The organism is Pectobacterium brasiliense (assembly GCF_016950255.1).
Taxonomy (GTDB): Bacteria; Pseudomonadota; Gammaproteobacteria; order Enterobacterales; family Enterobacteriaceae; genus Pectobacterium; species Pectobacterium brasiliense.
Genome location: NZ_JACGFN010000001.1, coordinates 1,767,091 through 1,782,692 on the forward strand (window position 1 = coordinate 1,767,091; position 15,602 = coordinate 1,782,692).

Genomic DNA, 15,602 nt, shown 5'->3' on the forward strand with positions numbered 1-15,602 from the left:
TTTTTTTGGAGAGACTCATGGCCTATAGCACTTTTTCACAGAACAAAAATGACCAACTGCTCGAACCGATGTTCTTCGGTCAGTCAGTTAACGTGGCGCGTTTCGATCAGCAAAAATATGAAATTTTCGAAAAGCTGATCGAAAAACAGTTGTCCTTCTTCTGGCGTCCAGAAGAAGTCGACGTGTCCCGCGATCGCATCGACTATCAGGCACTGCCCGATCATGAAAAGCATATCTTCATCAGCAACCTGAAATACCAAACGCTGCTGGATTCCATTCAGGGACGTAGCCCGAACGTGGCGCTGTTGCCGCTGATTTCTATCCCTGAGCTGGAAACCTGGGTGGAAACCTGGGCGTTCTCGGAAACCATTCACTCACGCTCCTACACGCACATCATTCGTAATATCGTGAACGATCCGTCGCTGGTATTTGACGATATCGTAACGAACGAAGAGATTCTGAAACGTGCCAAGGATATCTCCGGTTACTACGACTCGCTGATTGAGATGACCAGCTACTACCATCTGCTGGGTGAAGGGACACATCAGGTTAATGGCAAGACCGTGACCGTGAATCTGCATACGCTGAAAAAGCAGTTGTATATCTGTTTGATGAGCGTGAACGCGCTGGAAGCGATTCGCTTCTACGTCAGCTTCGCCTGCTCCTTCGCTTTTGCAGAACGCGAACTGATGGAAGGCAACGCCAAAATCATCAAGCTGATTGCCCGTGATGAAGCGCTGCATCTGACCGGCACGCAGCACATGCTGAACCTGATGCGTTCTGGCCATGACGACCCAGAAATGGCGCAGATTGCCGAAGAGTGTCAGCAAGAGTGTTATGACCTGTTCGTGCTTGCTGCTCAGCAAGAAAAAGAGTGGGCTGAATACCTGTTCCGCGACGGCTCAATGATTGGCCTGAACAAAGATATTCTGTGCCAGTACGTGGAATACATCACCAACATCCGCATGCAGGCGGTTGGGCTACCGCTGCCGTTCCAGACGCGCACCAACCCCATCCCGTGGATCAACGCCTGGCTGGTGTCCGATAACGTACAGGTCGCGCCACAGGAAGTTGAAGTCAGCTCCTATCTGGTCGGTCAGATCGATTCAGAAATCAGCGACGACGATCTGAGCGATTTCCAGCTGTAATCGATGAGCAATCCAACGATCACGCTGCGCACATCCGGTGCGCAGTTTTCCTGTTCAGACGACGGCCCTTCCCTGCTGGATGTGCTGGAATCTAACCGCGTCAGCATTGAATATCAGTGCCGCTCAGGCTATTGCGGTTCCTGTCGGCTGCGTCTGGTAAAAGGCAGAGTAGCGTATCGGCAAACCCCGCTGGCCTGCATCCAACAGGATGAAATCCTCCCCTGCTGCTGTATGCCGCAGGGCGACATCGAACTCGATATTTAGCCCCCTTCTCCCCATAGGCTAATCACCCTATCGCTCGCGCTGGCGGGCGTATTTCCTGCCCGCATTCATACTCAAGTGAGTTACACTACCCGCTGAAATCGTCTTTTGACTGAAATAAAACAACCTGGAGGTTTTAAAACATGCTCACCGTCATTCCTATTTTGATCTTTGTTGCACTTATCATCGTCTGGTCAGGCATCAAAGTCGTACCTCAGGGATATCAATGGACTGTGGAACGGTTTGGTCGCTATACCAAAACGCTGATGCCGGGGCTGAATCTGGTCGTGCCGTTTATGGATCGCATCGGCCGCAAAATTAATATGATGGAACAGGTGCTGGATATTCCCTCTCAGGAAATTATCTCTCGCGATAATGCCAATGTAGCCATTGATGCCGTCTGCTTTATTCAGGTAATTGATCCCGCACGCGCCGCCTATGAAGTTAGCAATCTGGAACAGGCTATCGTAAACCTCACCATGACCAACTTCCGTACGGTGCTGGGTTCCATGGAGCTGGATGAGATGCTGTCTCAGCGCGATAGCATTAACACCCGCCTGCTGCACATTGTCGATGAAGCCACTAACCCGTGGGGCATTAAAATAACGCGTATTGAGATCCGTGACGTGCGCCCGCCAGCAGAACTGATTGCTGCGATGAACGCGCAGATGAAAGCGGAACGTAACAAACGCGCCGATATTCTGGAAGCCGAAGGGGTACGTCAGGCCGCTATCCTGAAAGCCGAAGGGGAAAAGCAGTCACAGATCCTGAAAGCAGAAGGCTTGCGTCAGTCTGCGTTCCTGGAAGCAGAAGCACGTGAACGTGCGGCGGAAGCAGAAGCACAGGCGACCAAAATGGTGTCCGAGGCCATCGCAGCAGGTAACATTCAGGCGATTAACTACTTTGTTGCACAGAAATATACTGATGCGTTGCAGCAGATTGGTTCTTCTAATAACAGCAAAGTGATCATGATGCCGCTGGAAGCCAGCAACCTGATGGGGGCCATCGGTGGGATTACGGAGCTGATTAAAGACAGCAAAGATAGCCGAGGTCAATAATGGGCATTGAACTGGTGATGGAAAATGCGCACTGGTTCTGGCTGTCGCTCGGCGGCCTGCTGTTAGCCGCCGAAATGCTGGGTGCCAGTGGTTATTTACTGTGGAGCGGTTTATCGGCGGTATTGGTTGGGCTACTAACGTGGGTCATGCCGATGGGCTGGCCATGGCAGGGAACGATTTTTGCCATTCTGACGATCGTCACGGCACTGCTCTGGTGGTATTGGCTGCGTAAACGGACGCTGTCACGCCCGCAATCGACACTCAACCAGCGCGGACAGCAGCTGATTGGCCTGCGTGCTACGCTGACCGATCCGGTGATCAACGGTTTCGGGCGGGTAAACATCGGTGACAGCAGTTGGCGCGTGAAATCAGAACAGGATCTGCCCGTCGGTACGCCTGTTGAAGTGATTGCCATTGATGGTATCACGCTGCATGTGCGACCGGTTGAGCGCTAGCATAACGCATTATTGGGGGAGCCTGTCTCCCCTTTATCACTCTTTTCTCTTTTGACAACAACCCGCCAGATTATTGATTATCGGACAGTCTGCTCCCCCATCCCCCGGGCACTGTTCTGCCAGCGCCAGTAAATGTTCACGCATCGTTTTCAGCTCTTCGATATGCATCTCGATTTCCTGCACTTTCTGCAAGGTTCGCGCTTTGACATCCGCACTTCGCCGCAGCGGATCGTTAAATAACGTCACCAGCTCTCGGCATTCATCCAGATTAAAACCAACCTGACGCGCCTGACGCAGCAGCGTCAGTTCTTCGACATGATGATCATCGTAGCTGCGGTAACCATTTTCAGAACGCAGCGGCGTAGTCAGAAGTTCTTTCTCTTCATAGAAGCGAATGGTTTTACTGCTAAGACCGGTTTTTTTCGCAACATCACTGATATTCATGATTTCCCCCTTGACCCTCCCCTTGCTAGAAGGTTTACCTTACCCAATAACTAGTAGAAATCAGATTGCTGGTCAACGTCTTTCGCCGCCGGCTGTGATCACGGGAGAAAAATTACTATGTCACAAACTGTCTTGTTGTCATTGCAGGGACTGACCTGCGGACACTGTGTCCAACGCGTTAAAAAAGCATTGGACGCGCTGCCTGCGGTCGAACAAACCGACGTCACCCAACAGTACGCCAGCGTCAGCGGCGACGTTGATTCGCAAACGTTGATCGACACCATTGAGCAAGCTGGCTACGAAGCACAGCTTGCTACTACACCAGATGTGTCCCTCCAACTTTCCGGCCTGAGCTGCAACCACTGCGTCGCCGCTACGCGTAAAGTGCTGGAAGCCATTCCAGGCGTCGTGGCAACGGATGTCACCAAAGAGCAAGCAACCGTGTATGGCAACGTTGAAGCCACGACACTAATTAGTGCCATTGAAGAAGCCGGCTATCACGCCAGCGTGCAGGAGAATGTTCACCCAAAAACTGAGCCGCTGGCACAGGTAGCGACAACGCCGGAAGCGCTGCCAGCGGCCGAGAATATTCTTCCGGCAACGACAATACACGCCACCCGCGATGACGACAGCGTGCAGCTCCTGCTTCAGGGCATGAGCTGCGCCAGCTGCGTAAACCGTGTACAGACGGCGCTGCAAAACGTCAGCGGCGTCACGCAGGCGCGCGTCAATCTGGCCGAACGCAGCGCGTTGGTCAGCGGTCATGCCGAGCCGGAAGCGCTGATTGCCGCCGTTGAGCAAGCGGGCTATGGCGCGGAAATTATTCAGGACGAAGAAGAACGCCGCGCGCGCCAGCAGCAAACGGCTCAGCAGGCGATTCGTCGTTTCCAATGGCAAGCCGCGCTGGGGTTACTGCTTGGTGTTCCGCTGATGCTGTGGGGCGTGCTGGGCGGTAGCATGAGTCTGACGCCAGAAAGCCAAACACCGTGGCTGGTCATCGGTATTTTGACGCTGGCGGTGATGGTGTTCGCTGGCAGTCACTTTTACCGTAACGCCTGGCGTAGCCTGAAAAATGGCACGGCTACCATGGATACGTTGGTCGCGCTGGGAACCGGTGCCGCCTGGCTTTACTCTATTACCGTTAACCTGTGGCCGGACCTTTTCCCGATGGCGGCGCGTCACCTTTACTACGAAGCCAGCGCGATGATCATCGGTTTAATCAACCTCGGTCACGCACTAGAACAGCGCGCTCGTCAGCGATCTTCTCGTGCGTTGGAACGTCTGCTGGATTTAACGCCCCCCACCGCCCGCGTCGTGACGCCGGAAGGTGAAAAATCCATTCCGTTGTCCGACGTGCAGTCCGGCATGACGCTGCGCCTGACAACCGGCGATCGTATTCCTGTCGACGGTGAGATTTTGCAAGGTGAAGTGTGGGTGGATGAAGCCATGCTGACCGGAGAACCGATCCCGCAATCCAAAACGTCCGGCGATACGGTTCACGCAGGCACGCTGGTTTCCGACGGCAGCGTCCTTTTTCGTGCAGACGCAATCGGCAACCAAACCACCCTATCGCGCATCATCCGACTAGTCAGGCAGGCGCAAAGCAGCAAACCCGCTATCGGCCAGTTGGCGGATCGTATTTCTGCCGTGTTTGTTCCCGTCGTCGTGGCTATCGCGCTTCTCAGTGGCGCGATCTGGTTCTTCGTGGGGCCGCAGCCGCAGGTGGTCTACACGCTCATTATCGTCACGACCGTTCTGATCATTGCCTGCCCCTGTGCACTTGGGCTGGCAACGCCGATGTCGATTATTTCCGGCGTCGGACGGGCCGCAGAGTTTGGCGTGCTGGTGCGTGATGCCGATGCCTTGCAGCAGGCCAGCAAGCTGGATGTGCTGGTGTTTGACAAAACCGGCACGCTAACCGAAGGGCAGCCGCGCGTTGTAGAGGTTCATACCTTCGGTGACGTGACGGAAGCACAGGCGCTGGCCTGGGCGGCTTCGCTGGAGCAAGGCTCAAATCACCCGCTGGCAAAAGCGATTCTTGAACGCGCAGAAAATCTGCCGCTCACCCCAGCCGAGAAGTTCCGTACGCTGCGCGGTCTTGGCGTCAGCGGCAAGATCGGCGACGCCGACCTGCTGCTGCTGGGGAATCCAGCTCTACTTAAACAGCATCAGGTCGATATCACCGAAGGTGAAGCGCTGATCAATGAACAGGCTCAGCGTGGCATCACGCCGGTATTGCTTGCGGCGGATGGTCACATCATTGCGGTGTTATCCATCCACGATCCGCTGCGAACGGATAGCGTCAGCGCCTTGCAGCGCCTCCACCAGCAGGGCTACCAGCTCGTCATGCTAACGGGGGACAACCCGCTCACGGCGAAGAGCATCGCGAAAGATGCGGGTATCGATCAGGTGATTGCCGGGGTGCTGCCAGACGGCAAAGCAGAGGCCATCAAAAAACTACAGGCTCAGGGCAAACGTGTGGCGATGATTGGCGATGGAATCAACGATGCTCCGGCACTAGCACAGGCCGATGTCGGCATCGCGATGGGCGGCGGCAGCGATATTGCGATTGAAACCGCCGCTATCACGCTGATGCGCCACAGCCTGCACGGCGTCGCCGATGCGCTGGCGCTCTCCAATGCCACGCTGCGCAATATGAAGCAAAACCTGCTGGGCGCGTTTATCTATAACTCGTTGGGGATTCCCATTGCTGCGGGCGTACTCTATCCGCTGACTGGAACGCTACTCAGTCCGGTAGTGGCCGGTGCCGCTATGGCGCTCTCCTCCATCACGGTGGTCAGCAACGCCAACCGCCTGCTGCGTTTTAAACCTAAACGTCAGTAATGCAAACGCGGCACGTCTCAACAACGTGCCGCGTTTTCCTTATGCCAAATATCGTCACGATTTTTACCGCTGCAATCAGGCCAATTCCACCGCGCTCACTCCAGCTTCGGTATACCTTGTATTGTTCCGCATCTAGCGTTTAGCATAGTTATTCCACATCAGGAGACGGAATCAATGGGGCAACTGCTGCGCAGAATCGCGACTTTTCTTGGCTTTATCTCACCGCTGGCTTATGCCTACCCGGCGATAGACGTTCAGCTTGCCAATGAACGGCAGCTGCATCTGGTCGGTAGTATTCATATGGGTAGCAAAGATATGGCACCGCTGCCCGATACGCTGCTGCAACAGCTCCGGCAGGCGACCGCGCTTATCGTCGAAGCTGATATATCCGATTCACACTCCCCCTTCGGCCACAGTGACGCCGAGCCGCCGCTCATGCTGCGCCTCAGCCCGGAAAACTATCACCAACTGCAAAAAATTTGCGAGTCGCTCTCTTTCGATGAGAGCAATATCAGTACGCTTCCAGCCTGGCAGGCCGCGCTGATGCTGCAAGCAAGACAGGCGCAGTTGCTGGGCTTACGTCCCGACTATGGCATCGATTATCAGTTGATTAACGCCGCGAAATCTCACGGTATTCAGGTTATCGAGCTGGAAGGACAGCAGACGCAGGTTGATTTATTACAACAACTGCCGCAGGGCGGCCTGCTGTTGCTAGAGGATACGATTAAACACTGGCGCACCAACGCGCATTTGCTACAAACGATGGTCGGTTGGTGGCTAGACAGCAGGCCCGGTAAATATACGCCGGATATCCCCGCGACGTTCAGCAATGAAATGACCGACCTGCTGATGGGGCAGCGTAATCGCCGCTGGCAACAGCAGCTTCAGGCGTTGCCACCCGGCAATTATGTTGTGGCCGTAGGTGCACTGCATCTGTATGGCGATGAGAATTTACCCACGCTGCTCAAAAACGGTCATACCGCAATTCCATGAAAAACACATTATGGCGCGTAACCGCGTCCGCAAGATAAAGCCCGCTACAGGGTTAAGGATAGTGAAATCATGACACCCGCAGTCAATCTGCTCGAAAAGAACAAGGTCGCCTTTACGCTACACAGCTACCACCACGACAGCGACGAAACCAATTTTGGCGAAGAAGCGGCCAGAAAGCTGGGGCTGAATAAAGAACAGGTATATAAAACGCTGCTTGTTTCTCTGAATGGTGATGCGAAAAATCTCGCCGTGGCCGTCACGCCAGTCGCCGGCATGCTGGATCTCAAGAAAGTCGCTCGCGCGCTGTCGGCCAAAAAAGCCGATATGGCCGATCCAGTCATCGCTCAGCGCGTAACAGGTTATCTGGTAGGTGGAATCAGCCCGCTGGGGCAAAAGAAACTGCTGCCGACCGTGATTGATGAACCAGCTCGCCAGTTCGGTACTATTTTCATTTCCGGTGGTAAACGTGGATTGGATATTGAGCTGTCAGCCGACGATCTGGCACGCCTGCTGCGCGCCACCTTTGCCGATATCGCCAAGCATGATTAGTGCACGCCATTAAACGAACATAACCAGCCAAGCGATGTAGCATCAAAACGAAGCAGATAGCAGAGGACTCCACGGCCAGTGTGTCCCCTGCTACCGCTTCATATACTCGTCATACTTCAAGTTGCATGTGCGTTGGCTGCTCTCAGTCACCCGAATCACTTACTTGAGTAAGCTCATCGGGATGCCTTCCCTTGCCGCCTTCCTGAAACTCGAATTATTTAGGGTATAATCTATTACTGATCGACTTTCGCCCCTTTATCCAGCTGCATCACCGGGCCTTCTTTCACATTCAGCGTCAGGCCTTTGGTTTGCAGCTCCGCATTCCTTACACGAATGCCTTTATCCGCATCAATCCGCACGTTATCAAAGTGGAAACCACTGAGCGGCGCTTCTGGTACGCCGATAATGTACGCGGCGGCCTTGGTCTTACCGGTCGACTCCAGATTCTCGATCGTCACATTGCTGAAATGCGGCGTCTTGTACTGATCAAACAGCTGCTCTGGATCGGTATCCGGCGGGTAAATTTGCTCACCCATCGTGAAGCCGCCTTCGGCCAGCATCTTGTCTACTTCAGCCTGCACAATCGGCGCAGCTTTGTAGTAAGCGGCAAAGACCAGCGGGATCTCGACATCCACCATTTTGGTATTACGGTAGGTGATGTTTTTCACTTCACCGCCTTTACCGCGCAAGGTTTTAATACGAATACCGTACATGGAACCTTCGAACTGGTTATTTTCGACCAGCACGTTATTCACGCCACCGGAGGTTTCGCTGCCGATAGAGATGCCGCGCCCCTGCTTCAGGATGTTGTTGGCAATATAGATGTTATCCACGACGCCATTCGGGAAGCGGCTATCCGGCTTCTCGGCTTTTATCGCGATATGGTCATCATTACAGTCGATATAGTTGTTGGTGATACGGATATTCTGGCTGTCGATTGGGTCGATAGCATCGGTATTTGGCGCATGCCACGGCGACAAAATCCGAGTACCGTTCACATCCACATCATGCGAGTAACGCATCACAACGTGGAAACTCGGGGAATGCGTGAGCGTAACGCCGTCCACCAGCACGTTACTAGAGCTTTTGATATAAATCAGACGTGGACGATCGGTGCCGCCTTTCTTACCGGTTGCGCGAATATTCTCACGCCAGCGTTCCCACCAGACAGCACCTTGTCCATCAATCGTGCCCTGCCCAGTGATAGCCACATTCTGTGCATCGGCAATACTGATAAAAGGAAGCCAACCATTTTCCGCTTCAGCGTACTTAGTTTTTTCCGTCGCGCGATACGCCGCTTCTTCGGTCGACGCCACGATGGTCGCATCTTTTGCCAGATCTAGTCTGATGTTACTTTTCAGGAACAGCGGATCGACCAGATAGTTACCACGAGGAACGTGTACCGTTCCGCCACCGGCCGCAGCACAATCATCAATGGCTTTCTGGAAAGCCTGGGTATTCAGTGCGATCTGTAGGCGGTGGCCTTCGGCCCCGTATTGCGTTACGTCACAGGTTTTATCGGGAAATTTCACTGAACTGGCCGCTTGTGCGATACCCGCTTGAATACCCAACGTGATGCAGGAAGCCATTAATGACAGGGCAAGACCACTACGCATACTTAACCTCACTAAAAAATGAAATATCGTTTTAATAAAATACCACTCCTATTCCATTAAAAATCGAGAGGTGATCACGTTTTAGATGTATTCGTAATAATTACAATAAGGTAGGATTTTTTTAGTGCAATTGCCCTATTCACACCAAGAAAATTTACGTATGGCAGAGGCCGACCTTGTCAGGCTGTGCATCACGTAAACCATGCAAGGGAGGCAGAAGAAAGTAGGACCGAGGGAAATCGTGCTGGCCTGAGCGACCAGCACAGAGAAGATAAATAGCGTTATGCCGTCAGGCGAGCGAAAGCGTCACGGATTTCCTGTTCAGGTAAATCCACACCGATAAACACCAGCACGCTCTTTCTTTCTTCATCAGGCTGCCATTCTCTGTCCCAGTCAGCGCTATACAAGCGCTGAACGCCCTGAAACAGCAGGCGACGGTCATCACCGTTGATGGCCAGAATACCTTTATAACGCAGCAGATTATCGGAAAATTGCAGCAGCAGGTTTTCCATCACATCGGAAACAGACTGAAGCTCAACCGCCTTCTCGAGATACACAACAATCGATTGCACGTTATTTTGCGTGGGAGCAACAAAGCGAAATACGGGCGTTTTCACGTCCAGCTTGTCGCTGAGGACAAAACCGTCGATGTTAAACAGCACGCTCAGATCGATATCGCCATGTACCACAGGGTAGATCGGTGCACGCGCATTGATACGCTGGAGGCGCGGTAGCAGCGTTTCGTCTTCGGCTGCCACGTCGGTTTTGGTTAGCAGTATGCGGTCAGCATAGCCAATCTGCGACTGGGCGATGGTGAACTGATCGAGCTGTTGCTGCGCATGTACGGCATCCACCAGCGTGATAATCCCGTCCAGAACAAAGCGTTCACAGATAACGTCATGCGAGAAGAAGGTCTGCGCCACCGGCCCTGGATCGGCCATACCGGTGCATTCAATGATGACGTGATCAAAATCCAACGTGCCGTTATCCACGCCATCGACCAGATCGAGCAGCGCATCGGCCAGCTCATTAGACTGCGTGCAGCAGATGCAGCCGTTGCTCAGCGTCGTAATCTGGCTGGCCCGTTCGCCGATTAACGTATTATCAATCGGGACTTCGCCGAATTCGTTTTCAATCACGGCAATCTTGTAGCCGTGCTCGGCATTCAGAATATGCCGTAATAAGGTCGTTTTTCCTGCACCGAGAAACCCGGTCAGAATGGTGACATACACGGGTTTAGTCACATCAGATGATAAAGGTTGAGTCATAACAGGTCCCAAGTCGTTAACAGCAGCGCATCCCGCCTTTGCCATCTCCACCGTAACGCGCCTGCTGGCGTTCGCGGAAGAATTCTTCGTACGTCATCGCAGGTTTATCGGGATGATTAGTCTGCATATGCTGCACATAGGTATCATAATCTGGCATACCGACCAGCATACGCGCCGCCTGGCCCAAATATTTTCCTGCTTTTCCCAGATTGCCAAACATCATTACCTCCAGACCATCGCCTGCAATAGCGGCTAGATAAAAAATACCCTGTATAACGTTATACATTATACAGGGTATCTGTACCCGTCATCTTTCACGTTCAGCCTTGCTAGCTGTCTCGCAAAATCTGACGGGCGTGAATCGCTTAGTGGCCGGAAGAGACTTTCACGCCACCTTCAGGAACCGGAACATACGGGGTTTCCTGATCGGTACGCTCAGCCACTTTACGTGCAGCCAGTGCCGCTTTAATACCGTACGCAATAATGCTGTACACCACGATCAGGAACAGAATGCTCAGACCGGCGTTGGTATAGTTGTTAGTCACGATATGGTTCATGTTCGAAATCTGCTGCGCGCTTAGCTCGGCACCGCCTTCCGCAATTTTGCCCTTGAACATGTTAGCCATGTAGAAGAAGCCTTCCAACTGAGGATTGTCGCTGAACAGTTTCAGACCCAGCGCCCAGGTAGTACAAATCAGCAGCCAAATCGCCGGAACCAGCGTTACCCAGATGTACTGCGTACGTTTCATCTTAATCAGGATAACCGTACCCAGAATAAGCGCCACGGCAGCCAGCATCTGGTTAGAGATACCGAACAACGGCCACAGGCTCTTCACGCCGCCCAGTGGATCAACCACACCTTGATACAGCAGGTAGCCCCACAGACCGACGCAGCCCGCCGTACCGATCATACCAGCAACCAGAGAATCGGTTTTCTTCAGGAACGGAACGAAGTTACCCAACAGATCTTGCAGCATGAAACGACCAGCACGCGTACCCGCATCCAGTGCTGTCAGAATGAACAGCGCTTCAAATAGAATACCGAAGTGATACCAGAAGCCCATGTCTGCACCAGGAATGATCTGGTGGAACACGTGTGCGATACCGACAGCCAGCGTAGGTGCACCGCCTGCACGGTTCAGAACGGAAGGTTCACCTATGTCTTTCGCCGTTTGCAGAATCTGCTCAGGAGAAATCACGAAGCCCCAGGAGCTCACGGTCGCCGCCGCGTGTGCGGATACGTCCTGCAACTGTGCCAGAATCATCGGCGCATCTGCTGTACCCAGACGGTGCAGATCCGGCATCGTAATACCCAACGCCGCCGGCGGGGTATTCATTGCGAAGTACAGACCCGGCTCGATGATAGACGCCGCAACCAGCGCCATCACTGCCACGAAAGACTCCATCAGCATGGCACCGTAACCGATGAAACGCGCATCGTTTTCGTTAGCCATCAATTTCGGCGTAGTACCGGACGCAATCAGCGCGTGGAAACCAGATACGGCACCACAGGCGATAGTAATAAACAGGAACGGGAACAGCGTACCTTTCCAGACCGGACCAGTACCATCCACAAACTGCGTTACCGCTGGCATTTTCAGGTCAGGATTCAGAATTACGATACCAATCGCCAGACCGACGATGACACCAATTTTCAGGAAGGTCGCCAGATAGTCACGCGGTGCCAGAATCAACCATACTGGCAGCAGTGCGGACACGAAGGCATAGCCAATCAGCGTGTAGGTGATGGTCGTATCTTTGAAGGTCAGCGCCGGGCCCCAGTACGGGTCATGTGCCACTACGCCACCAAACCAGATTGCCAACACCAGCAGCACGATCCCGATCACCGAGATTTCACCGACTTTACCCGGACGGATAAAGCGCATGTAAACGCCCATAAACAGCGCGATCGGCACCGTAGAACACACGGTAAAGACGCCCCACGGACTTTCTGCCAGTGCTTTCACCACGATCAACGCCAGCACGGCAAGAATGATGATCATGATAAGGAAGCAGCCGAACAGCGCAATCGTACCCGGTACCGGGCCTAATTCCTTCTTAACGATTTCGCCTAACGACGCGCCGTTACGACGGGTCGAAATAAACAGAACCATGAAGTCCTGCACGGCCCCCGCCAACACCACGCCACCCAGCAGCCATAAGGTGCCCGGCAAGTAGCCGACCTGCGCGGCCAGCACCGGCCCAACCAGCGGCCCTGCCCCTGCGATAGCGGCAAAGTGGTGCCCGAACAGGACGTTACGGTTCGTCGGCACATAGTTAAGACCGTCGTTATTCACAACGGCGGGGGTTGCTCTGGTCGGATCTAACTGCATGACTTTTTGTGCGATATACAGGCTGTAGTATCGATAAGCCACGAGGTAAACGGCGACAGAAGCAACAATAATCCATAATGCACTGATATGCTCACCGCGGCGTAGTGCGACTACGCCAAGGCAGGCAGCCCCGATGATTCCAAGAATCATCCAGGGGATGTGTTTAAGAATGGAACTGCTCTTCATAAGACATCCTTCAATTAAAAATCACAATCGTTTGATTTTGTTAGCTTTAGAAAAATAAACCCTGGTAATGCGTCGTGCGATAACGCGGGTTATCGCGTATTTCAGATAAATGAAAATAATGGCTGCACATTACGCCATCGCGTACGCGCGTGGGGCGGGTATTTGGGTAGGCGGCAGAATAGCGAGCTAAGCGGTTAGAATGACGCAGTAAGTGGCTGGGGATAAATTGGGTGGTATAAAACGAAAAGGCCGCGACGTTCGCGACCAGTGGAGTGTTGAATGTGGAGAACGATTACGGAACCTGATACGCCAGTTTGTAATTACCTGCCGTCGCGGTGCGGAATGTCACGCTGTCCGTGCGCCAGCGGATTTCCACCTCCGAAGGTGACTGTACTTTCCAGCTTGAGGCGTCGTTGACGTTCAATATCAGTCGGTCAATGGTCGCGACATCTGCCGCGGGATCGGTAATATCGAGTGCAAATGCAAACGCGAGTGAGTCCGGCACGCCGTTATTGGATGAGAACAACTGCGTCCACTGCGCCGCAGTAACACCGCCGAGCTCGGCTGACGTCATACCGTCCGCAATCAGTGCTTCTGCGCCTGTGGTATCGGCTGACAGCGTACCCACATCAACCCACGTCCCGTTCCGCAAGACATGCCAGTTCACCAAATCCCGCGTGACAGCGACACGCACCTTGCCGTTGCCCGTCTGCGTTGCGGTTAGTGTTGCGGCATTGATCTGGCTGTAGCTGACCAATGAAGCCAACGCTGACTGGGTCAGGATCTGTGGGTGTGGAGTGTATTTCGTCTCAATATTCATTTGCGAATTTGAGATTACTTTCACTGGGCTAGTAAAGGATGACGGTAGGTTACTGACGCTACTAATTCCCTGGGCACTAATTTTTTCCGCAGTTAACTCACCGTCAATCTCTTTCAATGAGCCATTATTGACACCGTAATTTTTACCGCCGTAGTTAATTACAAATTTATCCAGAGATTCATAAATCTCCAATTCATCAACAGCGACGAATGATGATAAAACTCCATAGTTCGCAAGCGTGATATGAATACGATAATATTGATAGCTGATATCGTTATTAATGGCATACGTGCGTTTCTGATCAGGAGTATTCTGGGTATCATTTGTAATCGTATGTAATACTGCCCACGTAATCCCATCATGGCTCCCCTGAAACGTCCACGTACGCGGCGAATTTGAATACCCAGACTGATTGCGGGTCACAACGGAATAGCCTTTAGCAAGCGCGGGCGCAGGGAGCTTTACGCCGACCCATTGTGGTGATGAGACGGAAGGTGCACCATCGCTAGTCCATGAATCAGTCCCCCCAACCTGAGATCGGTTAAACGCTTTATATATTGCAGATCCAGCTCCTGGGTCTCTACTGTTTGAGCTTGCAATTGCTTCATAACCTGCTGGCGCGTTATTAGCGGTCATTACAGGAATAATGCTTTCCGCGGTTACGAGTGCTGTCGATGTTTTCTGAAGAATGCTTATCGATTTTCCATCCGCTTTTATTTCGGCAGAGTAAAATTCGCCATCTGATGTTAACTGATAATTTGAACCAGTATAAAGGCTGGCTATACCATCAAAAATAACATCATTTGTCGCGTTGTAATTCGGCTCACTCGATGCATTGAAATCATCAACAACGTAAGTCTGATTTGCTGCACCGGCTTCTTCTTTCAGCGCATACGCCGCAAGATTAAACTTATTTTGTGGACTAATGCTGAATGCGTGGTTTTGCCCTGCCGTTGCGCCCTGACGCTCGGCAACGATATAACCCGAACCGCCGCTACCGGAACCACCAGCAGCACTGATAATGGTTTTCTCATTCACCGGGTTATAGCTCAGCGTCACACCCGCCCCGGCTTCCAGCGAGGAATGGATAAGCTGCTTCGTTTTTTGCGTGTAGTCGGTGATGTCCGCTGTGGTGTGCGTGTGATCTGCGGCCGCAATGCCCATTTGCGCTGGCGTCAGTGAAATATCGCCGCTGCCCAGCAGCGACTGGCCAAAGAGCGTGCGGATAGTGGTGCCAGAAATTAATGCATCCTGCTTTGCATTCCAGACTGCTTTTTCATCGGGCGTGGCAAATTTTCTGGTGGCAGTTTCAGTAATCTGATCGGCGGTATAGTCGCCGGGCTGTGCGGTTACGACACCGGTACGCCCGAATACGGAGGCAACACCCGAAACACCGGGCTCCTGACCGCCACCGCTATCTGAATGACAGCAAGAGTGAGGATTAAGCTGAATAGGCGGATTAACAGTACATGTTGATTTACCCGTACTGTCACAGACATTAATTTCAATATTTACGCTTTGCATTATGTTGATGACTCCGTTGGTGAGGGTGCATCAGGAGTATCGTTTATTTAACCCGCGTATTATTTTAAAGCGATTTACTAACTCACTGTTCATTTATCTATAA

At 52.7% G+C, this 15,602-nt stretch carries 13 protein-coding genes; 7 read left to right on the forward strand and 6 right to left on the reverse strand.

Features of this window, described 5'->3' with window-relative positions; translation table 11 throughout:
• The first annotated feature begins 17 nt into the window (after positions 1 to 17).
• The 4 genes from nrdB (at position 18) to H4F65_RS07835 (ending at position 2,922) form a co-directional block, all read left to right on the forward strand.
• The gene (gene nrdB / locus H4F65_RS07820) at positions 18 to 1,148 is read left to right on the forward strand and encodes a class Ia ribonucleoside-diphosphate reductase subunit beta (protein WP_010284080.1); all 1,131 of its coding nucleotides are present in this window, start codon (positions 18 to 20) and stop codon (positions 1,146 to 1,148) included.
• 3 nt (positions 1,149 to 1,151) lie between these two features.
• On the forward strand, positions 1,152 to 1,412 hold the full coding sequence (gene yfaE, locus H4F65_RS07825; protein ID WP_010284079.1) for a class I ribonucleotide reductase maintenance protein YfaE: 261 nt from the start codon (positions 1,152 to 1,154) through the stop codon (positions 1,410 to 1,412).
• A gap of 140 nt (positions 1,413 to 1,552) precedes the next feature.
• Positions 1,553 to 2,467 carry an SPFH domain-containing protein gene (locus tag H4F65_RS07830; protein WP_010284078.1) on the forward strand — a complete coding sequence of 305 codons (915 nt, stop codon included), beginning with the start codon at positions 1,553 to 1,555 and terminating at the stop codon, positions 2,465 to 2,467.
• Positions 2,467 to 2,922 (forward strand): NfeD family protein, encoded by a 456-nt coding sequence (locus H4F65_RS07835; RefSeq protein WP_010284077.1) that lies wholly within the window; start codon positions 2,467 to 2,469, stop codon positions 2,920 to 2,922. Before H4F65_RS07830 ends, H4F65_RS07835 begins: the two co-directional genes overlap by 1 nt.
• Positions 2,923 to 2,958: 36 nt before the next feature.
• Here H4F65_RS07835 and cueR read toward each other — a convergent pair whose 3' ends face one another.
• Positions 2,959 to 3,366, reverse strand: coding sequence for a Cu(I)-responsive transcriptional regulator (cueR, locus tag H4F65_RS07840; protein ID WP_010284076.1), 408 nt, complete (start codon positions 3,364 to 3,366; stop codon positions 2,959 to 2,961).
• A 117-nt stretch (positions 3,367 to 3,483) separates the two neighbouring features.
• Here cueR and copA point away from each other — a divergent pair, with 117 nt between their 5' ends.
• The 3 genes from copA to ybaK all read left to right on the forward strand — a co-directional run bounded on the left by copA (position 3,484) and on the right by ybaK (position 7,752).
• A complete protein-coding gene (gene copA, locus H4F65_RS07845) occupies positions 3,484 to 6,210 on the forward strand; it encodes a copper-exporting P-type ATPase CopA (protein WP_205536106.1) in 2,727 nt (908 codons plus the stop codon).
• Between the two features lie 174 nt (positions 6,211 to 6,384).
• The gene (locus H4F65_RS07850; protein WP_010284071.1) at positions 6,385 to 7,203 is read left to right on the forward strand and encodes a TraB/GumN family protein; all 819 of its coding nucleotides are present in this window, start codon (positions 6,385 to 6,387) and stop codon (positions 7,201 to 7,203) included.
• A 69-nt stretch (positions 7,204 to 7,272) separates the two neighbouring features.
• Positions 7,273 to 7,752, forward strand: a complete 480-nt coding sequence (gene ybaK, locus H4F65_RS07855) for a Cys-tRNA(Pro)/Cys-tRNA(Cys) deacylase YbaK (RefSeq protein ID WP_005976136.1) — start codon at positions 7,273 to 7,275, stop codon at positions 7,750 to 7,752.
• A 233-nt stretch (positions 7,753 to 7,985) separates the two neighbouring features.
• Here the strand turns inward: ybaK and H4F65_RS07860 are convergent, their stop codons facing one another.
• The 5 genes from H4F65_RS07860 to H4F65_RS07880 form a co-directional block, all read right to left on the reverse strand.
• Positions 7,986 to 9,368: a glycoside hydrolase family 28 protein gene (locus tag H4F65_RS07860; protein WP_010284069.1), complete on the reverse strand. Its 1,383-nt coding sequence runs from the start codon at positions 9,366 to 9,368 to the stop codon at positions 7,986 to 7,988.
• Positions 9,369 to 9,649: 281 nt separating this feature from the next.
• Positions 9,650 to 10,636: a GTPase gene (gene yjiA / locus H4F65_RS07865; RefSeq protein ID WP_039319287.1), complete on the reverse strand. Its 987-nt coding sequence runs from the start codon at positions 10,634 to 10,636 to the stop codon at positions 9,650 to 9,652.
• A 16-nt stretch (positions 10,637 to 10,652) separates the two neighbouring features.
• Positions 10,653 to 10,856, reverse strand: a complete 204-nt coding sequence (locus H4F65_RS07870) for a YbdD/YjiX family protein (RefSeq protein ID WP_005976130.1) — start codon at positions 10,854 to 10,856, stop codon at positions 10,653 to 10,655.
• 145 nt (positions 10,857 to 11,001) lie between these two features.
• A complete protein-coding gene (locus H4F65_RS07875) occupies positions 11,002 to 13,155 on the reverse strand; it encodes a carbon starvation CstA family protein (RefSeq protein ID WP_039319290.1) in 2,154 nt (717 codons plus the stop codon).
• 292 nt (positions 13,156 to 13,447) lie between these two features.
• Positions 13,448 to 15,499, reverse strand: coding sequence for a discoidin domain-containing protein (locus H4F65_RS07880; protein WP_039319293.1), 2,052 nt, complete (start codon positions 15,497 to 15,499; stop codon positions 13,448 to 13,450).
• Positions 15,500 to 15,602 lie beyond the last annotated feature (103 nt).